This window comes from Erwinia sp. MYb416, assembly GCF_037479575.1.
GTDB classification, from domain to species: domain Bacteria; phylum Pseudomonadota; class Gammaproteobacteria; order Enterobacterales; family Enterobacteriaceae; genus Erwinia; species Erwinia rhapontici.
The window spans coordinates 589,075-613,502 of sequence record NZ_JBBGYT010000438.1 but is presented as its reverse complement, the minus strand read 5'-3'; the positions used below and the strand labels follow the sequence as shown (position 1 = coordinate 613,502).

At 54.1% G+C, this 24,428-nt stretch carries 21 protein-coding genes and 2 pseudogenes; 1 reads left to right on the top strand and 22 read right to left on the bottom strand.

Translation table 11 applies throughout. The features are described 5' to 3' along the window. Positions 1–69: 69 nt before the first annotated feature. The 12 genes and pseudogenes from ybgE to sdhC form a co-directional block, all read right to left on the bottom strand. A pseudogene (ybgE, locus tag WH277_RS12400) lies at positions 70–357 on the bottom strand (cyd operon protein YbgE); the annotation flags it as partial. Beyond that, on the bottom strand, positions 357–470 hold the full coding sequence (gene cydX, locus WH277_RS12395) for a cytochrome bd-I oxidase subunit CydX (protein ID WP_133845500.1): 114 nt from the start codon (positions 468–470) through the stop codon (positions 357–359). The pseudogene ybgE and the gene cydX, both read right to left, overlap by 1 nt. 15 nt (positions 471–485) lie before the next feature. After that, complete coding sequence (cydB, locus tag WH277_RS12390; protein WP_133845502.1) at positions 486–1,625, bottom strand: cytochrome d ubiquinol oxidase subunit II; 1,140 nt, start codon at positions 1,623–1,625, stop codon at positions 486–488. Positions 1,626–1,640: 15 nt separating this feature from the next. Beyond that, on the bottom strand, positions 1,641–3,209 hold the full coding sequence (gene cydA, locus WH277_RS12385; RefSeq protein ID WP_133845504.1) for a cytochrome ubiquinol oxidase subunit I: 1,569 nt from the start codon (positions 3,207–3,209) through the stop codon (positions 1,641–1,643). A gap of 616 nt (positions 3,210–3,825) precedes the next feature. Continuing rightward, a complete protein-coding gene (gene sucD, locus WH277_RS12380) occupies positions 3,826–4,698 on the bottom strand; it encodes a succinate--CoA ligase subunit alpha (protein ID WP_062748464.1) in 873 nt (290 codons plus the stop codon). Continuing rightward, positions 4,698–5,864: an ADP-forming succinate--CoA ligase subunit beta gene (gene sucC / locus WH277_RS12375; protein WP_062748462.1), complete on the bottom strand. Its 1,167-nt coding sequence runs from the start codon at positions 5,862–5,864 to the stop codon at positions 4,698–4,700. Before sucC ends, sucD begins: the two co-directional genes overlap by 1 nt. Before the next feature lie 94 nt (positions 5,865–5,958). Further along, positions 5,959–7,182, bottom strand: a complete 1,224-nt coding sequence (gene odhB / locus WH277_RS12370; RefSeq protein WP_133845506.1) for a 2-oxoglutarate dehydrogenase complex dihydrolipoyllysine-residue succinyltransferase — start codon at positions 7,180–7,182, stop codon at positions 5,959–5,961. Between the two features lie 13 nt (positions 7,183–7,195). Then, positions 7,196–10,003 (bottom strand): 2-oxoglutarate dehydrogenase E1 component, encoded by a 2,808-nt coding sequence (sucA, locus tag WH277_RS12365; protein WP_133845508.1) that lies wholly within the window; start codon positions 10,001–10,003, stop codon positions 7,196–7,198. A 232-nt stretch (positions 10,004–10,235) separates the two neighbouring features. Continuing rightward, positions 10,236–10,952, bottom strand: a complete 717-nt coding sequence (locus WH277_RS12360) for a succinate dehydrogenase iron-sulfur subunit (protein WP_133845510.1) — start codon at positions 10,950–10,952, stop codon at positions 10,236–10,238. 17 nt (positions 10,953–10,969) lie between these two features. Next, the gene (sdhA, locus tag WH277_RS12355; protein ID WP_133845512.1) at positions 10,970–12,736 is read right to left on the bottom strand and encodes a succinate dehydrogenase flavoprotein subunit; all 1,767 of its coding nucleotides are present in this window, start codon (positions 12,734–12,736) and stop codon (positions 10,970–10,972) included. Further along, a complete protein-coding gene (sdhD, locus tag WH277_RS12350; RefSeq protein WP_133845514.1) occupies positions 12,736–13,083 on the bottom strand; it encodes a succinate dehydrogenase membrane anchor subunit in 348 nt (115 codons plus the stop codon). Before sdhD ends, sdhA begins: the two co-directional genes overlap by 1 nt. Then, positions 13,077–13,466 carry a succinate dehydrogenase cytochrome b556 subunit gene (gene sdhC / locus WH277_RS12345; protein ID WP_133845516.1) on the bottom strand — a complete coding sequence of 130 codons (390 nt, stop codon included), beginning with the start codon at positions 13,464–13,466 and terminating at the stop codon, positions 13,077–13,079. The genes sdhD and sdhC overlap by 7 nt, the downstream gene beginning before the upstream one ends. 633 nt (positions 13,467–14,099) lie before the next feature. On the opposite strand from sdhC, the gene WH277_RS12340 reads away from it, so the two are divergent. Next, the gene (locus WH277_RS12340) at positions 14,100–15,383 is read left to right on the top strand and encodes a citrate synthase (protein WP_133845518.1); all 1,284 of its coding nucleotides are present in this window, start codon (positions 14,100–14,102) and stop codon (positions 15,381–15,383) included. Positions 15,384–15,452: 69 nt separating this feature from the next. Here WH277_RS12340 and nei read toward each other — a convergent pair whose 3' ends face one another. From nei to WH277_RS12290, 10 genes and pseudogenes are all read right to left on the bottom strand, one after another. After that, the gene (gene nei, locus WH277_RS12335) at positions 15,453–16,244 is read right to left on the bottom strand and encodes an endonuclease VIII (RefSeq protein ID WP_212813906.1); all 792 of its coding nucleotides are present in this window, start codon (positions 16,242–16,244) and stop codon (positions 15,453–15,455) included. Between the two features lie 16 nt (positions 16,245–16,260). Next, a pseudogene (gene pcp / locus WH277_RS12330) lies at positions 16,261–16,902 on the bottom strand (pyroglutamyl-peptidase I). Between the two features lie 7 nt (positions 16,903–16,909). Then, complete coding sequence (locus tag WH277_RS12325) at positions 16,910–17,899, bottom strand: DUF979 domain-containing protein (protein WP_159337432.1); 990 nt, start codon at positions 17,897–17,899, stop codon at positions 16,910–16,912. After that, complete coding sequence (locus WH277_RS12320; RefSeq protein ID WP_133845526.1) at positions 17,899–18,627, bottom strand: DUF969 domain-containing protein; 729 nt, start codon at positions 18,625–18,627, stop codon at positions 17,899–17,901. Before WH277_RS12320 ends, WH277_RS12325 begins: the two co-directional genes overlap by 1 nt. A 64-nt stretch (positions 18,628–18,691) precedes the next feature. Further along, the gene (pxpA, locus tag WH277_RS12315; protein WP_339505737.1) at positions 18,692–19,429 is read right to left on the bottom strand and encodes a 5-oxoprolinase subunit PxpA; all 738 of its coding nucleotides are present in this window, start codon (positions 19,427–19,429) and stop codon (positions 18,692–18,694) included. Continuing rightward, on the bottom strand, positions 19,413–20,351 hold the full coding sequence (gene pxpC, locus WH277_RS12310) for a 5-oxoprolinase subunit PxpC (RefSeq protein WP_133845530.1): 939 nt from the start codon (positions 20,349–20,351) through the stop codon (positions 19,413–19,415). Before pxpC ends, pxpA begins: the two co-directional genes overlap by 17 nt. Beyond that, the gene (gene pxpB / locus WH277_RS12305) at positions 20,345–21,001 is read right to left on the bottom strand and encodes a 5-oxoprolinase subunit PxpB (protein ID WP_133845532.1); all 657 of its coding nucleotides are present in this window, start codon (positions 20,999–21,001) and stop codon (positions 20,345–20,347) included. The genes pxpC and pxpB overlap by 7 nt, the downstream gene beginning before the upstream one ends. A gap of 179 nt (positions 21,002–21,180) precedes the next feature. Next, complete coding sequence (locus tag WH277_RS12300; protein ID WP_133845534.1) at positions 21,181–21,924, bottom strand: type 2 GTP cyclohydrolase I; 744 nt, start codon at positions 21,922–21,924, stop codon at positions 21,181–21,183. A 2-nt stretch (positions 21,925–21,926) separates the two neighbouring features. Continuing rightward, a complete protein-coding gene (gene phrB, locus WH277_RS12295; protein ID WP_339505736.1) occupies positions 21,927–23,360 on the bottom strand; it encodes a deoxyribodipyrimidine photo-lyase in 1,434 nt (477 codons plus the stop codon). Between the two features lie 14 nt (positions 23,361–23,374). After that, the gene (locus WH277_RS12290) at positions 23,375–24,331 is read right to left on the bottom strand and encodes a YbgA family protein (RefSeq protein WP_339505735.1); all 957 of its coding nucleotides are present in this window, start codon (positions 24,329–24,331) and stop codon (positions 23,375–23,377) included. Between the last annotated feature and the right edge of the window lie 97 nt (positions 24,332–24,428).

Below are 24,428 nucleotides of genomic sequence, written 5' to 3'. Positions count from 1 at the left end.
TTTATTATGGCGAGGGACAAAGAGGAAAACAGAGGGACAGATGAATCTGTCCCTCTGCACGATCAGAGGAAAAAAAAAACAACCGCCACTCATGGCAACTAACAAGGCAGGAAGTGGAGAGAAAAATCCGCGCCAGCGTAGACGATGCGGGCGGAACCCCACACCGTGAATTACGCCCGTGCAGACCGCCCACATCAGCAACAGCCCCTGCCAGATAGCCAGCTCACTGCTGTTCGCGGCAAAGCGCGATGGGTTCCAGAACATACACCCCGCCAGCAGTAACGCGGCCACCAGGGAAAGCGCCCTCAGCGGGCCCTTGTCCATCAGTTGATAGAGACGAGCGATGCCCTCCCCCATCACAGTTCCTCTTTACTCGCGGCTGACGCTTCAGCTTGTTCCAGCGCCAGAGCGGTAATGATACCGAAGGCACAGGCCAGCAGCGTGCCAAGAATCCAGGCAAAATACCACATGATGTCGCTCCTTCTTTAGTAGAGAGAATTACTGTTATTTTCAATCTGTTCTTTGGTCACACGGCCGAACATTTTGTAGTAACACCAGGTTGTGTAAGCCAGGATAATTGGCACAAAGATAGCCGCTACCACGGTCATGACGTTGAGTGTCAATACCGTCGACGTAGCATCCCACATGGTCAGGCTCACATTCGGTACGGTACTGGATGGCATAACGAACGGGAACATCGCAATACCGGCCGTCAGAATGACACAGGCCAGCGTCAGTGAAGAGAACAGGAACGCCCAGGCCCCTTTCTCAATACGCGAGAAGAGGATAGTCAGTAACGGCAGTACCACGCCCAGCACCGGAATGGCCCAGAGAATCGGCGCATTATTGAAGTTCACCATCCAGGCACCCGCCTGACGGCTGACTTCTTTCACCAGTGGATTAGACGCACCGTTATGATCGAGTGCCGAGGTCACCACATAACCATCAATGCCGTACACCACCCAGACACCCGCCAGCGCGAAGCAGACCATCATCACGGCAGCAGAAATCTGCGCGGCTTTACGGGTACGCAGATGCAGTTCACCGACGGTGCGCATCTGCAAATACGTTGCACCCTGGGTCAGGATCATCGTCAGACTGACAATCCCCGCCAGCAGACCAAACGGATTCAGCAGTTGGAAGAAGTTGCCGGTATAGAACAGGCGCAAATCGTTGTCGATGTGGAAAGGTACACCTTGTAAGAGGTTACCAAAGGCGACACCAATGACCAGCGGCGGGACAAAGCTGCCGATGAAAATCCCCCAGTCCCACATCCCGCGCCAGCGCATATCTTCAATCTTGGAGCGGTAGTCAAACCCGACCGGACGGAAGAATAATGAGGCCAGCACCAGGATCATCGCCACATAAAAACCTGAAAACGCAGCGGCATAAACCATCGGCCAGGCAGCAAACAATGCACCACCAGCCGTGATCAACCAGACCTGGTTACCGTCCCAGTGTGGGGCGATACTGTTGATCATAATACGGCGTTCAGTATCAGAACGCCCCAGGATGCGGGTCAGCATGCCAACGCCCATATCAAAACCGTCAGCGACTGCAAAACCGATCAGCAAAATACCAATCAGCAACCACCAGAGAAAGCGCAATTCTTCATAAGTTAACATGTATGGACTCCTGTCTTAGCGTGCCGGCTGCGAGGCGATGCTGGACTGCTCATAGTGATAGCGTCCGGTTTTCAGGCTGCTAGGACCCAGGCGGGCAAACTTGAACATCAGGTACATTTCAGCCACCAGGAACAGCGTATACAGACCACAAATCAGCCCCATCGAGAACAGTAGATCGCCTACAGTCAGTGATGAGTTCGCTACAGCGGTGGGCAGCACTTCACCAATCGCCCAGGGTTGACGGCCATATTCCGCAACAAACCAGCCAGATTCAATCGCAATCCACGGCAGCGGAATGCCGTACAGCGCGCATTTCAGCAGGAGTGGGCATTTACCAATGCGATTACGAATAACGGTCCAGAATGACAGCCCGATAATCAGTAACATCAACACGCCACAGGCGACCATGATGCGGAAGGAGAAGTAGAGTGGAGCAACGCTGGGAATCGAATCTTTCGTTGCCTGCTGGATCTGAGCTTCGCTGGCATCCGCAACGTTCGCTGTATAGCGTTTCAACAGCAAGCCATAGCCCAGATCCTGTTTGGCCGCATTGAATGCAGTACGCACGGCTGGGTCCTGGTTGCCGGTACGTAGTTCCTGCAACAGCTGGTAAGCCTTCATCCCGTTACGGATGCGCACTTCATGCTGCTCCATCAACTCTTTCAAACCGGTGACCTGTTTGTCGACGGAACGGGTCGCGATCAGGCCCAGCGCCCAGGGGATCTGAATAGCATAGTTATTCTTCTGTGCTTCCTGATCGGGGATACCGAACAGTGTAAAGGCGGCCGGCGCTGGCTGCGTTTCCCACTCGGCTTCTATCGCGGCAAGCTTGGTTTTCTGCACATCACCAATTTCATAGCCCGATTCATCACCCAGTACGATAACAGACAGGATAGCGGCCATACCAAAGCTGGCAGCAATCGCGAATGAACGTTTGGCAAAAGCGATATCACGGCCGCGCAGCAAGTAGTAAGCACTGATACCCAGAATAAACATCGCACCACAGGTATAACCGGCTGCCACGGTGTGCACGAATTTCACCTGTGCTACCGGGTTTAATACCAGTTCAGAGAAGCTGACCATCTCCATACGCATCGTTTCGAAGTTAAACTCAGAGGCCACTGGATTCTGCATCCAGCCGTTTGCCACCAGAATCCACAATGCGGAGAGGTTGGAACCGAGAGCCACCAGCCAGGTCACGGCCATGTGCTGTACTTTGCCCAGGCGATCCCAGCCGAAGAAGAACAGCCCGACAAATGTCGACTCAAGGAAGAATGCCATCAGGCCTTCAATGGCCAGCGGGGCACCGAAGATATCACCCACATAGTGCGAGTAATAAGACCAGTTAGTGCCGAACTGAAACTCCATCGTAAGCCCGGTTGCAACACCCAGGGCAAAGTTAATACCAAATAACTTGCCCCAAAACTTGGTCATATCTTTGTAGATTTGTTTACCCGACAACACATATACCGTTTCCATAATGGCCAGTAAAAACGCCATACCTAGCGTTAAAGGCACAAACAGAAAATGGTACATAGCAGTCAAAGCAAACTGTAATCGCGACAGTTCGACAATATCAAACATTCTGACTCCTTGCTCCGCAAGTGGGTTCCGACAGAAGAATACCCGAGTAAATTACTCAGAATTACCTGGAGACATCCCAATAAATAAAAAAGAAAACGTAATCCCGTAAAGTGTCTCCTGACACAGGGAATCATCCCAGCCATAGGGCTAAAAGGGTTAGTAACAACCTTAGAAGATCCAGAAAGACATCCCGGCTTCCATAATACGCCTTTATACACACAGGTTTAAAGTGGTTTTGTGACGACAGTATTATTTTTAGCAGGCTGTATCAACTTTTAATGAGATAGCGGAAACAACCTGAATTTGATGTAGCGCAATTTAAACCAAAAACGCACAAAGACTCCAGTAATATACCCAATAAATAAGTCTGCTTTTCTTGATCTAAATTAAGATTGAGATCTCATATATTGTGGTAGCAAGGTTTGTTTGTTAAAGGTTTGTATGCGATTACAGGGGGAAGGTTAAAATATAAAAACAATGGAGTGGCAATTTAACGTTAAATTACATCTGAGAGCTTTAATAATAATTTAACGTTAATCACTAACAGTAAAAAGTGTGGCAGACAACCATAAAAAAGGCCACCCTCAGGTGGCCTGTATTGCAGTAAACAAGCGTATTACTGTGGCAGTACCGCTTTTACGGCTTCGCCGATATCAGCCAGGCTACGCACGGTTTTCACGCCTGCTGCTTCCAGCGCTGCAAACTTCTCGTCTGCTGTGCCTTTACCGCCTGCGATGATAGCCCCTGCGTGCCCCATACGTTTGCCCTTAGGCGCCGTCACACCGGCGATGTAACCCACTACCGGTTTAGTCACGTACTCTTTGATAAACGCAGCAGCTTCTTCTTCTGCGCTACCGCCGATTTCACCAATCATGACGATGGCTTCGGTCTGTGGGTCATCCTGGAACAGCTTCAGGATATCGATGAAGTTAGAGCCTGGGATCGGGTCACCACCGATACCGACGCAGGTAGACTGGCCGTAACCAATATCTGTCGTCTGCTTCACGGCTTCATAGGTCAGCGTACCGGAACGGGACACGATGCCAATGCGGCCTGGCTGGTGAATATGGCCAGGCATGATGCCGATCTTACAGGCTCCCGGGGTAATAACACCCGGGCAGTTTGGACCGATCATACGCACACCGGCTTCATCCAGCTTCACTTTCACGGTCAGCATATCCAGCGTTGGGATGCCTTCAGTGATGGTGATGATCAGCTTAATGCCCGCTTCAATCGCTTCCAGGATACCGTCTTTGCAGAACGGAGCCGGTACGTAAATCACGGATGCTGTCGCACCTGTTGCTTCTACCGCTTCGCGCACGGTGTTAAATACCGGAAGACCCAGATGCTCAGTGCCGCCTTTACCTGGCGTTACACCGCCGACCAGCTGAGTACCATAGGCTAGCGCCTGTTCGGAGTGGAAAGTCCCCTGACCACCGGTGAAGCCCTGGCAGATAACTTTGGTGTTTTTATCAATCAGAATAGACATTATTTACCCTCCGCTGCGGCAACAACACGGTGCGCCGCATCGCTCAGGCTGGTTGCTGCAATAATATTCAGGCCGCTGTCTGCCAGTTTTTTGGCACCCAGCTCGGCATTGTTCCCTTCCAGACGCACCACCACCGGCACGTTTACACCCACTTCTTCCACCGCCCCGATAATGCCGTCAGCAATCAGGTCGCAGCGAACGATACCGCCGAAGATGTTAACAAAGACCGCTTTCACCGCGTCATCTGACAGGATGATTTTAAAGGCTTCGGTCACGCGCTCTTTGGTCGCACCGCCGCCAACATCAAGGAAGTTAGCAGGCTGGCCACCGCTCAGTTTCACGATGTCCATCGTACCCATCGCCAGACCCGCACCGTTGACCATACAACCGATGTTACCTTCCAGCGCCACGTAGTTCAGTTCCCACTGCGCTGCATGTGCTTCGCGGGAGTCTTCCTGGCTTGGGTCGCGCATTTCGCGCAGCTCTGGCTGGCGGAACAAAGCATTGCCGTCAGCCGTCAGCTTGCCGTCCAGGCAAACCAGGTCGCCCTGCTTAGTGATCACTAACGGGTTGATCTCAACCAGCGCCAGATCACGCTCCAGGAACAGCGTTGCCAGACCCATAAATATCTTGGTGAACTGACCAACCTGCTTACCAGTCAGACCCAGTTTAAACGCCAGCTCACGACCCTGGTAAGGCTGTGGCCCGGTGAGGGGATCCAGCGCCATTTTGTGAATCAGGTGCGGGGTTTCTTCCGCCACTTTCTCAATTTCCACGCCGCCTTCGGTTGACGCCATAAACACCACGCGACGGGTGCCACGGTCAACGACTGCGCCCAGGTACAGTTCCTGGTCGATATCGGTCGCGGATTCCACCAGAATCTGGTTAACCGGCTGGCCATGTGCGTCAGTCTGGTAGGTCACCAGACGTTTACCCAGCCAGTTTTCAGCGAAAGCGCGGATCTCTTCTTTACTGTTAACCACTTTCACACCGCCCGCTTTACCGCGGCCACCGGCATGAACCTGACATTTCACTACCCACGGGCCGGCACCAATCTTAGAGGCGGCTTCTTCTGCTTCGCGTGGCGTGGTGCAGGCATAACCGGTTGGTGCCGGTAAACCATACCGTGCAAACAACTGTTTTGCCTGATATTCGTGTAAGTTCATGATGTTCTATCCATTCAGGTCTGAAAAGACTTAGCCGCCAGAAGCGGCTACACATAGGGTTGGGTACGACAATATACTGCCGTACCCCAGGGGTTTAGACATCCAGCAGCAGACGCGCCGGATCTTCCAGCAGCTCTTTGATCGCCACCAGATAGCCCACTGATTCGCGGCCATCGATCAGACGGTGATCGTAAGAGAGTGCCAGATACATCATTGGCTGGATAACGACCTGGCCATTCACCGCCATTGGGCGATCTTTAATGGCATGCATACCCAGGATCGCGCTCTGCGGCGGGTTGATAATCGGGGTAGACATCAGGGAACCGAAAACACCACCGTTAGTAATGGTGAAGTTACCGCCAGTCAGTTCGTCAACAGTCAACTTACCGTCGCGTCCTTTCACTGCCAGCTCTTTAATTTTCTTCTCAATGTCAGCCATGCTCAAAGCATCAACATCTTTCAGCACCGGAGTCACCAGGCCGCGCGGTGTGGAAACCGCAATGCTGACGTCGAAGTAGTTGTGATACACCACTTCTTCACCATCGATGGACGCATTCACTTCCGGGTAGCGTTTCAAGGCTTCAACAACGGCTTTAATGTAGAAGGACATAAAGCCCAGACGCACACCGTGACGTTTTTCGAAGGCATCACCATACTGCTTACGCAGTGCCATGATGGGCTGCATGTTGACTTCGTTGAACGTGGTCAGCATTGCCGTGCTGTTTTTCGCTTCCAGCAGGCGTTCAGCCACACGCTTGCGCAGGCGCGTCATTGGCACACGCTTCTCGCTGCGGTTGCCCAGAGAAGCAGCCGGTGCGGTAGCAGCAGGTGCCGCTTTCGCTTCAGCAGCTTTCGCCGGAGCATTTGCCAGATGTTTTTCCACATCTTCACGGGTGATACGACCACCCACGCCGCTGCCTTTGATTGCGGCAGCGTCAAGGCTGTGCTCGGCAATCAGACGGCGAATCGCCGGGCTGAGCGCATCGTTGCTCTCTTCTTCAAGTGAGGCCGTTGCGCGCTGCGCAGGGGTCGCCTCTTTGGCTTCGGCTTTGGCAGAGGTTTCTTTGCCGCCGCTATTACCTTCTTTCAAGCGACCCAGCGCCTGACGAGACACCACGGTGGCGCCTTCATCTTCGAGGATAGCTTCCAGTACGCCATCCGCCGAGGCAGGCACTTCCAGAATCACTTTGTCTGTTTCAATTTCTACCAGCACTTCGTCACGTTTGACGCTGTCGCCCGGTTTTTTGTGCCAGGTTGCCACGGTGGCATCTGCCACGGATTCAGGCAGGTCAGGAACAACGATATCTACGCTACTCATTCTATTTCCTTAATTATTCAACGTTCAGCGCGTCATTAACCAGATCTTGCTGCTGCTGCTGGTGAACGGACATATAGCCAACTGCCGGAGATGCAGATGCAGGGCGACCGGCATAACGTAATGAAGCCCCAAACGGCACGACTTCGCGGAAGTGATGCTGGCTGCAATACCAGGCACCCTGGTTCAGTGGTTCTTCCTGACACCAGACAAAATCATGCACATGAGAATACTGCTGCAACACATCCTGCACCGCTTTGTGCGGGAACGGATAAAGCTGCTCAATACGCACGATAGCAACGTCGGTTTGCTCATTCTTACGACGTTTATCCAGCAGGTCGTAATACACCTTACCGGAACACAGCACGACACGTTTGACGCCTTTAGGGTCGAGATCGTCGATTTCACCAATGGCAGGCAGGAACGCACCGCTGGCCAACTCTTCCAGTGAAGATACCGCCTGCGGATGACGTAACAATGACTTCGGTGACATCACCACCAGCGGACGGCGCATACCGCGCAGCGCCTGACGACGCAGCATGTGGTAAACCTGCGCAGGTGTAGACGGCACGCAAACCTGCATGTTCTGCTCTGCACAAAGTTGCAGGTAACGCTCCAGGCGCGCAGAGGAGTGCTCAGGGCCCTGACCTTCATAGCCATGTGGCAGAAGCATCACCAGGCCACACATACGGCCCCACTTCTGCTCGCCGGAGCTGATGAACTGGTCAATCACGACCTGCGCCCCGTTAGCGAAGTCACCGAACTGTGCTTCCCAGATGGTCAGGGTCCGCGGTTCTGCGGTGGCGTAGCCATATTCAAACGCCAGCACGGCTTCTTCTGACAGCACGGAGTCCCATACTTTGAAGATGCCCTGCCCGTTATGCACATGCTGTAACGGAGTGTAGGTCGACCCATTCGCCTGGTTATGGATAACCGCATGACGATGGAAGAACGTACCGCGCCCCATATCCTCGCCGGAAAGACGGCATGGAATGCCTTCATCCACCAGCGTGGCGTACGCGAGGTTTTCTGCTGCGCCCCAGTCGAACGGCTTATTTCCGGCCGCCATTTCAGCGCGATCGTTGTAAATCTTCGCCACACGGGACTGCATTTCGACAGATTCCGGTACCGTGCTGATGCGTTTCGCCAGTGCCTGCAAACGCTTCAGTTCGATAGATTCCGGGTAGCCTTCATCCCAGTCATGGTTCAGATACGGCGACCAGGTGAAAGAGTGGAGGCTCATTGGGCGCCATTCCGGTACCACGCACTCACCTGCATCCAGTGCATCACGGTACAGGTTGACCATTTCCGTGGCATCTTCCAGGCTGGCGACCTTTTCGGCTTCCAACTTGTCAGCATAGAGTTTACGCGGCGTCGGGTGTTTCTTGATTTTCTGGTACATCACAGGCTGCGTGGCGCTTGGCTCATCAGCTTCGTTATGGCCATGACGGCGATAACAGACCAGATCAATAAACACGTCGCGTTTAAAGGTGTTACGGAAATCCAACGCCAGACGGGTGACAAAGGCAACCGCTTCCGGGTCATCCGCGTTGACGTGGAAGATCGGGGCCAGCACCATTTTACCAATATCGGTACAGTACTGAGTTGAACGTGCATCTTTAGGGTTTGAGGTGGTGAAACCAATCTGGTTGTTGATCACGATACGTACTGTACCGCCCACTTCGTAACCCCGGGCCTGCGACATGTTCAGGGTTTCCTGCACCACGCCCTGCCCGATAACGGCAGCATCACCGTGAATAGTGATAGGTAAGACTTTGTTGCTGGCAGGTTCATCAAGACGGTCAAGACGGGCGCGGACAGATCCCATGACCACCGGGCTGACAATCTCGAGATGTGATGGGTTAAACGCCAGCGCCAGGTGAACCATGCCGCCTTCAGTTTCCACATCCGATGAGAAGCCCATATGGTACTTCACGTCACCCGTGCCAAGATGCTCTTTATGCTTACCAGAGAATTCGTCGAACAGGTCCTGTGGCTTTTTGCCCAGCACGTTGATCAGCACGTTCAGACGGCCGCGGTGTGCCATACCCAGCACCACTTCGCGCGTACCGCTCTTACCGGCATGACGAATCATCTCATTCAGCATCGGCACCAGCGCGTCACCGCCTTCCAGTGAGAAGCGTTTAGCACCCGGGAATTTCGCGCCCAGATAGCGCTCCAGACCTTCTGCTGCAGTCAGCTGCTTGAGGAAGCCCTTTTTCTCTTCAACAGAGTAAGATGCCTGCCCCACCACCGATTCCAGACGCTGTTGGATCCAGCGTTTTTCTTCGGTGTTGGTCATGTGCATATATTCCGCACCGATCGAACCGCAATAGGTTTGCTGCAGCGCCGCAAACAGATCCGCCAGCTTCAGTGTCTCTTTACCAATGGCAAAGGAACCGACATTGAAACTTTCCTGGAAATCGGCTTCGCTCAGACCATGGTAGGCTGGGTCGAGATCCGGTACAGCTTCCTGCTTCCACAGGCCTAACGGGTCGAGGTTTGCTTGCTGATGTCCGCGGAAACGGAAGGCGTTGATCAGTTGCAGTACCTTAACCTGTTTAGCATTGGTTTCAGGATCGCTGACGGAGGCGGTATAGCGCGAAGCATCTTTCGCCAGACGGCGGAAATACTCGCGGGTGGTGGAGTGAAATTGCTCAGGTCTAACCCCAGTTCCAGGAAGCTGCTGGAAAAGAGACTTCCAGGCCACATCGACAGAGTCAGGATCGGTTAAAAAGTCCTCATAGAGCTGCTCTATGTAGGACTGGTTCGCGCCGGCCAGCCAGGAGGAGTCCAGCCAGGGTTTCATCGCGCTGTTCTGCATTGTGATCCCTTAAGCATATTTGTGCTTTTTTTTTCGCCGTGGTTGGTTAATGGAACCTTTGCAAGTCCCGCGCCGCGTTAACGGCTTACCGTGGTACGGTTCTTCGATACGAGCGACCGGCCCGTAAGGGAACCTTTGCAAAGGGTTTCCGGCAACTTCACTCTGCCGAAAACACCTTACAAAGATGACCTGGTAAAACACCGGGAACCCGCAGGCTCCCGGTACGTCAGTGTTAAGCGCCCCGCTGCAACAGCATCGACTTAATATGGCCGATGGCACGCGTTGGGTTTAGCCCTTTAGGACATACGCTCACACAGTTCATGATACTGTGACAGCGGAATACACTGAAAGCATCGTTCAGATTATCAAGACGCGCATCGGTTTCGGTGTCACGGCTATCAATCAGGAAACGGTATGCCGCCAGCAAACCTGCCGGACCGATAAATTTGTCCGGGTTCCACCAGAATGACGGGCATGAGGTCGAGCAACAGGCGCAAAGAATACATTCGTACAGACCATCCAGTTTTTCACGCTGTTCCGGCTCCTGAAGATGTTCCCTTGCTGGTGGTTTTTGCCCATTATTCAACAGGTAAGGCTTAATCTTCTCATACTGAGCATAGAATTGCCCCATGTCCACCACCAAATCGCGGATCACCGGTAAACCGGGCAGCGGGCGGATCACAATTTTCTGTTTACCATTACCCAGCGCAGAAACGGGGGTAATGCAGGCAAGGCCATTTTTACCGTTCATATTGAGACCGTCAGAGCCACACACCCCTTCACGGCACGAGCGGCGAAACGCTAACGTCGGGTCTTTCTCTTTCAGACGCATCAGCGCGTCCAGCAACATCATGTCACGGCCGTCTTCTGACTCCAGCGTGTATTCCTGCATACGCGGAGCATCATCGACATCCGGATTGTAACGATAGATGGAAAATTCGAGTCTCATGGTGTTATCTCCGCAAACTAGTATGTACGTGCTTTCGGCGGGAAGGCCGCACGCAGTTTCGGCTGCATGTTCACTTCACGGCGCGTCATGCTTTCAGTCAGCGGCAGATACACGCTGTGACATAACCAGTTTGCATCGTCACGTTCAGGATAGTCGAAGCGGCTATGTGCCCCACGGCTTTCCGTACGATAGTTGGCTGACACCGCTGTGGCGTAGGCCGTCTCCATCAGGTTATCCAGCTCCAGGCACTCAACACGCTGGGTGTTGAAATCGCTGGAACGGTCATCCAGACGGGCATTCTTCAGACGCTCGCGCAACACTTTCAACTCTTCCAGACCCCGCGCCATCGCATCACCTTCACGGAAGACCGAGAAGTTATTCTGCATACAGGCCTGCAACGCTTTACGCAGATCTGCCGGATCTTCACCCGTGACGTTGTTATTCCAGCGGTTCAGTCGGGCCAGAGAAGCGTCAATTTCTTCTTCCGTGGCTTCGCGCAGCTCACCCTGCTCGGCAATGGATTCCTGCAGATGCACACCAGCAGCACGGCCAAACACCACCAGATCGAGCAGCGAGTTGCCGCCAAGACGGTTAGCCCCGTGGACGGATACGCAGGCAATTTCACCCACCGCAAACAGGCCCGGAACCAGAACATCTTCACCTTTCTCGTTCACCGTCAGTGCCTGACCGCTCACACGCGTTGGAATCCCCCCCATCATATAGTGGCAGGTTGGGATGACCGGGATCGGTTCTTTCACCGGATCAACGTGCGCAAAGGTCCGCGACAGCTCAAGGATGCCCGGCAAACGCGCTTCCAGCACCTCTTTACCCAGGTGGTCCAGCTTCAGCTTAGCGTGTGGACCCCACGGACCGTCACAGCCACGACCTTCACGGATTTCGATCATGATAGAACGTGCTACCACGTCACGACCCGCCAGGTCTTTCGCATTTGGCGCGTAACGCTCCATAAAGCGTTCGCCGTGTTTATTCAGCAGATATCCGCCTTCACCACGGCAACCTTCGGTCACCAGCACGCCCGCACCCGCAATACCGGTCGGGTGGAACTGCCACATTTCCATATCCTGCACTGGTACACCGGCACGCAATGCCATACCGACGCCGTCACCGGTGTTGATATGCGCATTGGTTGTAGACTGGTAAATACGTCCGGCACCGCCGGTCGCCAGCACGGTGGCACGCGCTTTGAAGTACACCACTTCACCATCTTCAATGTTCAGCGCAGTACAGCCGACAATCGCGCCATCGGCGTTTTTCACCAGATCCAACGCATACCATTCGGAAAAGATAGTGGTGTGGTTTTTTAGGTTCTGCTGATACAGCGTATGCAACAATGCGTGGCCGGTACGGTCAGCGGCTGCAGCCGTTCGTGCCGCCTGCTCACCGCCGAAGTTTTTCGACTGGCCACCAAACGGACGCTGATAAATACGACCATCATCCAGACGGGAGAATGGCAGGCCCATATGTTCCAGCTCAAGAATCGCTTCCGGACCGGTTTTACACATATATTCAATCGCGTCCTGGTCACCGATATAGTCGGAACCTTTGACCGTGTCATACATGTGCCATTCCCAGTTGTCTTCATGGGTATTACCCAGCGCAACGGTAATACCGCCTTGCGCAGAAACGGTATGAGAACGGGTTGGGAAAACTTTGGACAACAGGGCACAGGTCTGGCCCGATTGGGAAATCTGTAAGGCGGCGCGCATACCTGCACCGCCTGCGCCGATAACCACGGCATCAAATTCTCTGACTGGCAAACTCATCACGCACCCCACACAACAACGGTTCCATAAATTGCATACACCAACAGGGCTACCACAATCACCAGTTGCAGCATCATGCGCAGCGCCAGTGGTTTAATGTAGTCAGTCAGTACCTGCCACATCCCAATCCAGCCATGCACCAGAATGGAGAACAGCGTCAGAAGGGTGAAGACTTTCGTGAAGTTTGAGGCAAAAAAACCACGCCAGATGTCATAGGTCAGGGTCCCTGACATCACGATAAAGCCGAGGATATACAGCACATAGAGGGTCATAACCATGGCGGCAGCACGCAGCAGCAACCAGTCATGAATGCCGTTGCGACCCAGTGCAGAAGCATTGCTTACCATACGAGGACTCCAGCCAGGATTGAGAGCACGACAGTGATACCGAATGCAATTTGCGCGGAAAACTTACCCGTTTCTAAGGTTTCACCGAGGAAACCAAAGTCCATCATCATATGGCGAATGCCGCCAGCGATATGGTACGCCAGTGCGGTTAAGATGCCCCACATGATGAATTTGGCAATAAAGCTATCCATGACGGCAGAAGCCTGAAGGAAGCCTTCGGGAGAAGAGAGAGACAGACCCAGTAACCAGAGCAGAATCCCGATCGACACAAAGGTGATCACGCCGGACACGCGGTGGAGAATGGACGCAATTGCGGTTAAGGGAAACCGGATCGTAGTGAGATCCAAGTTGACAGGTCTTTGTTTTTTCACGGTTTTGCCCACACAGCTTTTCTTATTTTGCTTCCTCCGGTCCTGAAGGGGGGTCAGACAGCGTTATCTAAGTTGACCATTCGCGCCAGGCACCAAAACTACAACGTCCAGTGTCAAAAACGACGCGTATGAAACGCTGGGTGGCTCCTACTGCAGGGGAAATCCGGAGACCTGGCGGCAGTATAGGTGGATCACATTCTCATTACAATTCCCCTACAAACTCTTTGGGAACATTTCAGCGGAACAGTGATCACTCTCACGGTTTTCATAATTGATACAATTTTAATTATCTGATTTGACAAAAGTTCAACATTCTTGTTACAAACGGACGAATAAAAGTTCTATGATGCACAAAAGTTATGGGGATACACTTTCCCCTAAGCACAAGTTATGTAACATTGGTTGGGATTACCCATAAAGCATCAGGTTTTGACGACAACGTAAGTCATTACCAAACCGGGTCTTTATACAACCATGCTACGCATCAGTAATATGTCATCCCGGCCAGCACGCGCCCGTCACTCTGTACCCTGCACGCAAAAAGATGCCACAGAGATGATGACCTTCTGCGCCAGACACAAGGCTGGGGAATATGACTTTCCTGGTGATAAAGATCCCTAAAATACGGCGCTAAGGAGACTGTAAATGGCTGATAAAAAAGCAACACTAACCCTGGATGGCGAAGATCCTATCGTGCTCGATGTACTGAAAGGTACGTTGGGTCAGGAAGAAATCGATGTCCGGAATCTGGGTTCCAAAGGGTATTTCACCTTTGACCCCGGCTTTACTTCTACTGCATCCTGCGAATCTAAAATTACCTATATCGACGGTGATGAAGGCATTCTGCTGCACCGTGGTTTCCCGATTGACCAGTTAGCGCTGCACTCAAACTACCTGGAAGTGTGTTACATCCTGCTGAATGGTGAACCACCAACCGAGAAAGAGTTTGAAGAATTCAAACTCACTGTGACGCGCCATACAATGCTGCATGAGCAGATTCACCATCTGTTCCGTGGCTTCCGCCGTGACTCACATCCGATGGCAGTCATGTGTGGTGTTACCGGTGCGCTGGCGGCATTTTATCATGATGCTATGGACGTCAACATTGAGCGCCATCGTGAAATCGCTGCGTTCCGTCTGCTGTCTAAAATGCCAACTATGGCGGCAATGTGTTACAAATATTCCATCGGTCAGCCGTTTGCCTATCCGCGCAACGACTTGTCCTATGCCGGCAACTTCCTGCACATGATGTTTTCTACGCCGTGTGAAGAATATGTGGTGAACCCGGTGCTGGAACGCGCCATGGACCGCATTCTGATCCTGCACGCCGATCATGAGCAGAACGCATCAACCTCTACCGTGCGTACCGCCGGTTCGTCTGGCGCCAACCCGTTTGCCTGTATCGCTGCAGGTATCGCCTCCCTTTGGGGACCGGCGCACGGTGGTGCCAACGAAGCCTGTCTGCGCATGCTGGAAGAGATCAGCACCGTTGAGCACATTCCTGAGTTCCTGCGCCGCGCGAAAGACAAAAACGATTCGTTCCGTCTGATGGGCTTCGGCCACCGCGTTTACAAGAACTACGATCCGCGTGCCACCGTGATGCGTGAAACCTGCCATGAAGTGTTGAAAGAGCTGGGCATGAAAGATGACCTGCTGGAAGTGGCGATGGAGCTGGAACACATTGCGCTGAACGACCCGTACTTCATTGAGCGTAAACTCTATCCAAACGTCGACTTCTATTCAGGCATCATTCTGAAAGCAATGGGCATTCCGTCTTCCATGTTTACGGTTATCTTTGCGATGGCACGTACCGTGGGCTGGATTGCACACTGGAAAGAAATGCATGACGATGGTGTAAAAATCGCCCGTCCACGCCAGTTGTACACTGGCTACGATCAGCGTGATTTCTCGTCAAACATCAAGAAATAATCTTCCGGGTCGGGCATGCCCGACTCCTGCAGATATGACCCGTAGGGGCGAGGCATGCCTCGCCCTGATTTATTTCTGGCATCCCGCACACCAGTAAAACGGCCGCGATGACAGCATCGTACGCTCAATCGTCCCGCCACAGCGCTCACACGCCTGCCCTGCCCGGTGAAATACCTTAAAACGAAACAATGCGCCATGATGATGGTTCTCATCCACCTGTCCGCGAGTCTGATAAGAGAGACGCGGTACTGCCAGTAATGCGGCGACCAGCGCATCAAGCTGGGCTTTGTTTAACGATTCTGCTTTATGGTGTGCGGCCAACTGCGCCTGCCAGAGTATCTCCACGCGCAGATAATTACCCAGGCCGGCCAGGAAAGCCTGATCCAGCAGCAGGCCGCTAAACTGACGGCGGCGAAAACGCGGCGATAACAGCCGCTCACGCACCGTCTCTTCAGTCAGCGACATATCAAGGACATCCGGTCCGATCTTTAACAGGAAGGGATGACTGGCCACCCCGTCAGCATCCAGCAGCGCAATCTCCGATGCGCTGAACAGCAGCAGCGTCTTGTCTGCCGCGGCCAGACGAACACGCAGAATGCGTTTTCCTTCCGGTAGACTGCCGGTTTTCACCACCCGCCAGACGCCGTACAACTGATTATGGCTGTACAACGTCAGGCCATTTGAAAAATGGGTCAACAAGGCTTTCCCACGGGTTTCTATTGAGACAACACGTTCGCCGATCAGCGCCTGCTGATACGTTTGCAATGCCGGATATGCGAACCAGACATCGGTTAACACCTTACCTTGTATTGCCTTTTCCAGTTGATCCGCCGCTCGGCGGATTTCCGGGCCCTCAGGCATAGATCCTCACTCTGAATTAATGGGTTGCGCCGCCTTCGAGGCGGATATCGTCTTCAACCGTCAAGGCAATACTGATCGCCATTTCCAGCGCCAGCACCACCGAGGCCTGCGACATGCTGGGTGTTCCCGGGCGCTCAATCGCCTGCTCGGGCGAACAGGGCACATGAATCAGCCCAGCCCGTGCTTTACGCCGCCGCAGGCGATGCAACAGACCATACATGACATGATTACAGACAAAAGTCCCCGCGGTTTGGGAAACCGATGCAGGGATACCGGCCTCACGAATGCCGGAGACAATTGCTTTAATCGGCAAGGTTTAAAAATACGCCGCCGGACCCGCGACGATAATGGGTTCATCAATCGGTTGGTTACCCGCATTATCCGCTATGCGCGCATCATCAATATTTATTGCTACCCGTTCAACGCTGATATCCGTACGCCCCCCTGCCAGCGCCACAGCAATCACCAGAACAGGATCCAGCTCGTCAATCGCCTGCTCCAGTACTTCCAGCGAATGGCCAAAAACACAGGGCAGCTGTCTGGCAACCACCTTCACACCGCCGATCATCCGTTCATTTAACTGGCTGGCAGCTTCCCAGGAGGGGTTGATACGCGCGCCTTCAAAAGGCTCAAAACCTGTAATCAGTACCGTTTTCATTTTTTCCTCACAAAAACATCAGGAAATACAACAGGAAGATATTGGCTATTAACAGTAGCACGCCCGTCGGAATCTGCGCCTTGATCACCGCGTTACGGTCAGGCAACTCCAGCAGTCTGGCGGGCACAATATTGAAGTTTGCTGCCATCGGTGTCATCAGCGTGCCGCAGTAACCACAGAACATCCCAATTGCCGCCATGACGGCCGGATTACCATGATGTTGCAGCACCAGAATGGGAATACCGATGCCCGCCGTCACAATCGGGAAAGCCGCAAAGGCATTGCCCATCACCATGGTCAGCAACGCCATACCGCCCGCATACAGCACCACCGCAATAAAGCGATTATCCACGGCGAGGTAACTTTCGGTCAGATGGGAAATTGCCGTTCCCACGCCCGCACTGGTGAACAGCAGCCCTAACGTCGCCAGGATCTGCGGCAAGATAAATGCCCAGCCAATCGAGTCCAGCAGACGCCGGGCCTCCTGTAAGGACTGTGCCGGGGATTCCCGCGTCATCCTCAGTGCCAGCAACCATGCCAGCAGACAGCCAACCGACATCGAGAACAACGTAACCAGTGTGGCATGATTCCCGGCCCCGAAGACCGTCTGTTGCAGACCAGGAATATTGTTGAACATCAGAACCCCAATCACGGTGACCACCGGGATGATCAGTGCAGGCATAAACAGGCGGTTCCCCAGGCGCTCTGCCCGTTCAATACGCTGTTCCGGGGTACGCTGTGAGTAACTGCCGAGCTTAACGCCCCCCAGACCGGCAATCAGCGCCATCACGACAACCCCCACGCCAATACTGATATGCAGAGCACGCGCCCCCACCAGATCCGTGGCCCATTCCCCCACAAAGAACACCAGGCCATACAACGCCCAAAACAACCCGGTCGTCAGTCGGCGGGGATTGGTTTTATCACGCCACGACATCAGCGCCACCACCAGCAGGATGCTGCCCGCCAGCCAGTACAGATAATTTTGCTGGAACATTAGCGTCCCCCCTTCTGTTGCAGCGCACTGGCATTCAGCTTACTCAACTCGTTCGCCAGCGTTTTATCGAGGCGATGCAACCGTACTGCATGAATTAAAAACGCACAAAGCGCGGTAGGGATCCCCCACAGGGCAATATGCAGCGGTTCGGTCTGGATCCCCGCGGACTCCTGCATAAAGTTATGCATAAAGATAATCGCGCCAAAGGCGACAAAAATATCCTCACCAAAGAACAGCCCGACATTATCGGTGGCGGCGGCCATAGCACGAAGCCGGTAGCGCACCGCCGGAGGCAGTTCGCCATAACGGCTCTCAGCGGCACCTTCCGCCATCGGTGCCAGCAGTGGACGCACCATTTGGGGATGTCCGCCGAGGCTGGTCAGCCCCAGCGCTGCGGTAATTTCACGTGCAAACAGATACACAATCATCAATCTGCCCGCCGTGGCGCTTCGAATGCGCGCAATCCATGCCTGGGCACGCTCTTTCAAACCGTTGCGCTCCAACAAACCGATGATTGCCAGAGGAAGTAACAGAATAAACGGTAAATTACGGGTATTAAGGAACCCGGCACCCAGTTTTTCCAGAATATCGGCGATCGGCATCTGTGCCGCCAGACCCGTGATCAGCCCGGCAACCACCACCACAATGACCGGGTTGAACCGTAAGAGAAAACCCACCACGATGGCGGCGATCCCCGCAAGGGGCCAGAGATTAACAGCAGCGTCCATATTGACTCCTGAAACAGAAAAAAACGCCCCAACCGTGGTCAGGGCGTATAATAAGTAATCGGTATTAGCAGCTGGTCACCACAATCTGCTGCTGGCTGAATGCCTGCCGGAGCTGTCGGGCAAAATCCAGTGCGTGTGCGCCATCACCGTGCAGGCACACTGTGTCGGCCTGCACCTTCACCCATTCTCCACTCAGGCTTTGAACCTGCCCTTGTTGAATCATCGCCAGCGTTTGGTTAATCGCCTGCTGGTTGCTGTCCACCAGCGCACCGGGCTGGCCACGAGGAACCAGTGAGCCATCGGTTTGATAACCGCGGTCGGCAAACACTTCCTGCCGGGTGATTAATCCGTGCCGCACGCCTGCGCGAATCAGCTCGCTGTTGGCCAGGCCGACCAGCATCAGTCCGGGATCAATGGCGTTAACCGCTGCGGCAATCGCATCCGCCAGCTGCGGGTCGCAGGCCGCCTGGTTGTAAAGCATCCCGTGAGGTTTAACATGAACCAGCCTGCCCCCTTCACTTTCGGTCAGTGCTTTCAGCGCGCCAACCTGGTACACCACCTGCGCATACACGGTTTCTGCAGGAAGTTGCATGGCCGTACGGCCGAAATTTTCACGGTCAGGAAAACTGGGATGGGCACCAATGGCGACACCGAACTCCCGTGCCCAGCGAACGGACTGCAACATCGTCTGCGCATCACCCGCATGGAAACCGCAGGCAATATTGGCTGAAGAGACCAGTTGCAACAGCTCGCGGTCACATGCCGCTCCTTCCCCGAGATCGGCATTAAGATCGACGTTCATCTGCTAACCCCCAGGCCATTTGATCCAGTGAGCGCTGCTGCTCATTCTTGGCATGCAGGGCATCGGACAGCGTACAGTGCACAAAATGGATCGGTTCTCCCAGACGCAACTGCGCCAGATGATAAAGATCCGCTTCGATCACGCAGGCAATACGCGGATATCCCCCGGTGGTTTGGGCATCGGCCATCAGCACAATAGGTTGCCCATTAGGTGGCACTTGCACCACGCCAGGCACCAGACCGTGTGAGAGCAGGTCACGGGTAGCATCACGCTGTAATTTCCGCCCCTGTAAACGATATCCCATACGATTACTCTGTGGGTTAAGCCGCCAGGCAGTGCGCCAGAAGGCTTCCTGACTGTCTTCACTGAACTCATGATATTCCGGGCCTGGCATGGCACGCACCCGATTGCCCCACAGCAACTGACGCACCCCCGCCGGCTGGTGGAACTGGCGTGTCGGTTCGCCCAGCGGCAAAATATCACCGTCTTCCAGCTTACGTCCGGCAAAACCACCGAAACCGGCTTTCAAATCGGTACTGTCCGATCCCAGCCGCTCATCAACACGGTAACCGCCGCTGACAGCCAGATAGCTGCGCATCCCACGTAATGGCAAACTCAACGTTAAACGCTGGCCTTTTTTCACCTCGGTGCGCCAGCCGGTCCAGACGGCTTTACCATCCAGTTCGGCGTGACAGCCTGCCCCCGCCAGCGCTATCCAGCCATCGCGCTGGAATTCAGCACAAAACTGGCCCAGGGTGATTTCCAGCACCGCACTGTCGCGGGGATTGCCCACCAGCATATTGGCGGTTTGCATCGCCGGATGGTCCAGCACGCCGCCCAGGCTGATACCGTATTTTCGCCAGCCAACACGGCCGCCATCCTGAATGCTGGTGCTCATACCGGCACGAATAATCTTTAACATACCCCCTCCTTTTGCGGCACAAAGCGCACGCGGTCGCCGGGACGCAGCAACACCGGAGGGTGCGTATCCGGGGTAAAAAGTGCCGTTTTAGTGTGGCCAATCAGCTGCCATCCACCCGGTGCTGCCAGCGGATAAACACCGGTCTGGCTGCCACCGATCCCGACCGAACCGGCGGGAACCTGTACACGTGGCTCGGCGCGCCGTGGCGTATGCAACCGCTCATCTAACCCACCGAGGTACGGAAATCCGGGTTGAAAACCGATAAAATAGACCACGTAGTCCACCGAGGCATGGCAGGCCACTACCTCAGACGTACTCATGCCACTGTGGCGGGCAACCTCATTAAGATCCGGGCCTGAATCACCGCCATAGACCACCGGGATTTCTATCAACCGGGATTCCAGCGTCAGTGATTCACTGGCTTCCCACCATTGCTGTAACCACTCAATCGCATCCAGCGCGGTCTGCTGTGGATCGCTGAGCATCACGGTGATGTTGTTCATGCCCGGCACCACTTCGATCACTTCCGGGCGATCCTGCAATCGCTGCGTCAGGCCCCAGATACGTTGCTGGCTGGCGAGCGATATTGGCGGGTCCAGCTCCAGTACGACTGCGCGTTCGCCTAACAGATAACAACGTGCTCGTTGCAAAAGGCGCCTCCTGAAAATAAGAAAAGGGAAAAAACCACTCACTCCAATGGCAAAACAGAATTGCCACTAAGAAGGTGAGTCTGGTTAATTGCAGATATGACAAACAGTTATGCGGAATTGTTGTAACGGAGTCAACCTTCAGCGCATTCCATCAGAACGCGCTGAACGATTGGAAAGGCTCAGACAGGGTTATGAATGTCGATAAATGTCACGTCCAGGCCGTGCTCGTTTGCCAGCCACTCCCCCAGCGCTTTAATGCCGTCACGTTCGGTCGCATGGTGGCCCGCAGCAAAGAAATGCAGGCCCTGCTCACGTGCGCTATGGATTGTCTGTTCAGACGCTTCACCACTGATAAAAGCATCAACACCGAAAGCAGCGGCCTGATCGATATAGCCCTGACCGCCACCGCTGCACCAGGCCACGCGACGAATAAGCGCGGGTGCATTGTCGCCACAGTGCAGTGGCTCGCGGCCCAGTACCGTCGTGATACGTTGGGCAAACTGTTCCCCACTGACCGGCTCAACCAGTTCACCCCAGGGCAGCAGCAATGCAATTTCACCTTTTACATCAATGCCAAACAGCCTGGCAAGCTGAGCGTTGTTGCCGATTGAAGGGTGTCCGTCCAGTGGCAGATGCCAGCCAAACAGGTTGATATCGTTAGCCAGCAGCGTTTTCAGGCGCTGACGTTTCATGCCCCTGATAGCTGGCGCTTCGCTTTTCCAGAAATAACCGTGATGCACCAGCACAGCATCGGCCTCCAGACGCACGGCCTCATCGAGCAGCGCCTGACAGGCGGTGACACCGGTAATCACTTTTTTAATCTCGCGGCGTCCCTCAACCTGCAACCCGTTCGGGGCATAGTCTTTGTAATCCGCGCTGTTGAGTAACTGGTTAACCAGGTGTTCGAGTTCAGTATTTAGCATAATCAGTCCGTCTGTTTTCGTGCTGCTTCAAAGGCATCCAGCGTTTGCTGGCGCGCCTGTTTATGTTCCACGATCGGCAGCGGATAATCGAGACTTTGCTGATTTTTCTTTGCCCACTCATGCGGCTGATGGATATATTTTTCCGGCACCGCGCGCAACTCTGGCAACCAGTGGCGGATAAACTCCCCACTTTTATCAAAGCGCTCACCCTGGGTGGTAGGGTTAAAAATGCGAAAATAGGGGGCGGCATCGGTCCCTGTGGAGGCTGCCCACTGCCAGCCCCCGTTATTCGCCGCAAAATCACCATCCAGCAACTGCGACATAAAATAACGCTCGCCTTCGCGCCAGTCGATCAGCAGGTCTTTCACCAGAAAGCTGGCTGTAATCATGCGCAAACGGTTATGCATCCAGCCAAGGCTGTTGAGCTGACGCATCGCTGCATCGACAATCGGATAGCCGGTTTTCCCCTGTTGCCACGCCAGCAGCCCCTGTTTATCGTCCCGCCATTTCACGCCTCGGGTCCAGCGTGTAAAAGGCTGATGCCGGCACAATGACGGCCAGGCCACCAGAAGATGACGATAAAACTCACGCCAGATTAATTCATTCAACCAGACAAACACCTGCTGATCTTCCAGCCCACGTGGGTGCTGTTTCAGTAACCGGTGCAGACACTGACGCGGAGACAGTACACCGGTCGCCAGATAGACCGACAGGCGGCTGGTGCCATCGCGGGCGGGTAAGTCACGCTGCTCGGGGTACTCCGTCACAGGCTGCTGACAAAACTCGCGCAATCGCGCAATCGCCGCCTGCTCTCCTGCCGGGAAAAGGCGGGCGTCCACCGCTTCGCGCGGGTAATCAAATGCCTTTAAGGGACGATCATCGGTTTCGATCGCCCCGCCTTTCCTGACATCAGGAGCAGGCAGACACTCAGGTAATCCCTCTTTCAATCGCTTCACAAACGCCCGGCTGAACGGCGTAAACACTTTGTACATCTCACGGTTGCCGGTCAGCACGCTGCCGGGTGGCAGCAGCAGGCTGTCGTCAAATCCCTGTACCATGACATCCTGATCAAACAGCGTCTGTTCTACCATTGCATCACGCTGACGCTCGTTCACTTCATACTGATAGTTATAGAACAAACGGTCGACACGTTGATCCCGACAAAAGTCCTGTAACAAAGCCACCGAGGCAGTGAAATCATCACACTCAGCGATATGAAGAGGAATGCCTTTTTTGGCCAGTGAGCGCTGGACGTCAAGCAAGCTCTGCCAGATAAACTCCGCCTGTTTCGGCGCCATATGGTGCTGCGCCCATTGCCCGGGAGTGGCGATAAACAACGCTATCACCCGGGCATTTGCTGAACGGCAGGCGGCATGGAGTGCGTAGTTATCGTTGATACGCAGGTCATTGCGCAGCCAGACCAGATGAGTTGTCATAGTGCTCCCTGAGATTAATGCCCGTAGCGCAGACGCAGAGCTTCCGGATAAGGCGCAAAATAACGCTGTCCGGCCAGCCACGGATGCGGGAATTCCGCCATATAGTGTTTCAGTAAGGTAATGGGTGCCAGCAGCGGCTGGATCCCCTGACGATAATGGTCAATCAGCCCGGCCAGCTCCTGACGCTGAGACGATGTCAGATCACGACGGAAATAGCCCTGAACATGCATCAGTACGTTGGTGTGATTGCTGCGGGAGGCCACCTGCTTCATCAGGTCCATCAGCCGCTGCCGATACTCTACTGCAAAATCCTCCAGCGATTCCCATTGATCCATTTTCGCGACAAAGGGCCCGATGTCACGGTAGTCGGGCTGAGAGTGTGCCAGTAGCAGCAGCTTGTAACGCGTATGAAATGCCATCAGTTTGGCGCGGGTCAGCCCGCTTTGCCAAAGCTGGTTAAATTCATGCAGGGCATAGACTCGCGCAACGAAATTTTCGCGCAACAGCGGATCGTGCAGGCGGCCATCCTCTTCTACGGGCAGCCAGGGCATCTGTTCCATCAGTTCCCGGGTAAAGACCCCGGTTCCGGCTTTGCGGTTATTGTTATTATCTGGCTGGTAAATGCGTACCCGTTCCATGCCACAGCTGGGGGATTTTGCGCAGACAATGTAGCCACAGAGATGATGTAGATGGCTGATTTTCTCCTGCGAGAAAGATGCCATTTTTTCTGTAACAGGGGCATCCTGTCCGTTGCTGAAACAGAGTGACACCTCCCCTTCCCCGGCTTCAGTGAGGCGCAGTGCGGGCCTGGGGGTAGGTAAACCGATAGCCATTTCCGGGCACACGGGCTCGAAGTGTAAAAAGGGCGCCAGATGTTCAGCTGCGAATTCATTGCGTTTGTGGCCGCCATCAAAACGCACCTTCTGACCTAACAAACAGGCACTAATACCCACTGGAATTTTATCGCCCATAATTATACAACCTCAGATATCTTGTACAGATTTGAGTGTAGCGCAAAACTCGGTGTAACAGGCAAAAAAAATCCCGCCAGACGGCGGGATTTTTATG

What these genes read in the sequence shown, in the direction of transcription:
- WH277_RS12320 (WP_133845526.1), bottom strand. Translation starts at nt 18,627, where the DNA reads ATGGACGCTGCTGTTAATCTCTGGCCCCTTGCGGGGATCGCCGCCATC.
- WH277_RS12300 (WP_133845534.1), bottom strand. Translation starts at nt 21,924, where the DNA reads ATGCTAAATACTGAACTCGAACACCTGGTTAACCAGTTACTCAACAGC.
- phrB (WP_339505736.1), bottom strand. Translation starts at nt 23,360, where the DNA reads ATGACAACTCATCTGGTCTGGCTGCGCAATGACCTGCGTATCAACGAT.
- WH277_RS12360 (WP_133845510.1), bottom strand. Translation starts at nt 10,952, where the DNA reads ATGAGACTCGAATTTTCCATCTATCGTTACAATCCGGATGTCGATGAT.
- nei (WP_212813906.1), bottom strand. Translation starts at nt 16,244, where the DNA reads ATGCCTGAGGGCCCGGAAATCCGCCGAGCGGCGGATCAACTGGAAAAG.
- cydA (WP_133845504.1), bottom strand. Translation starts at nt 3,209, where the DNA reads ATGTTTGATATTGTCGAACTGTCGCGATTACAGTTTGCTTTGACTGCT.
- sucD (WP_062748464.1), bottom strand. Translation starts at nt 4,698, where the DNA reads ATGTCTATTCTGATTGATAAAAACACCAAAGTTATCTGCCAGGGCTTC.
- WH277_RS12290 (WP_339505735.1), bottom strand. Translation starts at nt 24,331, where the DNA reads ATGGGCGATAAAATTCCAGTGGGTATTAGTGCCTGTTTGTTAGGTCAG.
- sucA (WP_133845508.1), bottom strand. Translation starts at nt 10,003, where the DNA reads ATGCAGAACAGCGCGATGAAACCCTGGCTGGACTCCTCCTGGCTGGCC.
- pxpC (WP_133845530.1), bottom strand. Translation starts at nt 20,351, where the DNA reads ATGTTAAAGATTATTCGTGCCGGTATGAGCACCAGCATTCAGGATGGC.
- odhB (WP_133845506.1), bottom strand. Translation starts at nt 7,182, where the DNA reads ATGAGTAGCGTAGATATCGTTGTTCCTGACCTGCCTGAATCCGTGGCA.
- sdhA (WP_133845512.1), bottom strand. Translation starts at nt 12,736, where the DNA reads ATGAGTTTGCCAGTCAGAGAATTTGATGCCGTGGTTATCGGCGCAGGC.
- WH277_RS12325 (WP_159337432.1), bottom strand. Translation starts at nt 17,899, where the DNA reads ATGTTCCAGCAAAATTATCTGTACTGGCTGGCGGGCAGCATCCTGCTG.
- cydB (WP_133845502.1), bottom strand. Translation starts at nt 1,625, where the DNA reads ATGTTAACTTATGAAGAATTGCGCTTTCTCTGGTGGTTGCTGATTGGT.
- sucC (WP_062748462.1), bottom strand. Translation starts at nt 5,864, where the DNA reads ATGAACTTACACGAATATCAGGCAAAACAGTTGTTTGCACGGTATGGT.
- sdhD (WP_133845514.1), bottom strand. Translation starts at nt 13,083, where the DNA reads ATGGTAAGCAATGCTTCTGCACTGGGTCGCAACGGCATTCATGACTGG.
- cydX (WP_133845500.1), bottom strand. Translation starts at nt 470, where the DNA reads ATGTGGTATTTTGCCTGGATTCTTGGCACGCTGCTGGCCTGTGCCTTC.
- WH277_RS12340 (WP_133845518.1), top strand. Translation starts at nt 14,100, where the DNA reads ATGGCTGATAAAAAAGCAACACTAACCCTGGATGGCGAAGATCCTATC.
- pxpA (WP_339505737.1), bottom strand. Translation starts at nt 19,429, where the DNA reads ATGAACGTCGATCTTAATGCCGATCTCGGGGAAGGAGCGGCATGTGAC.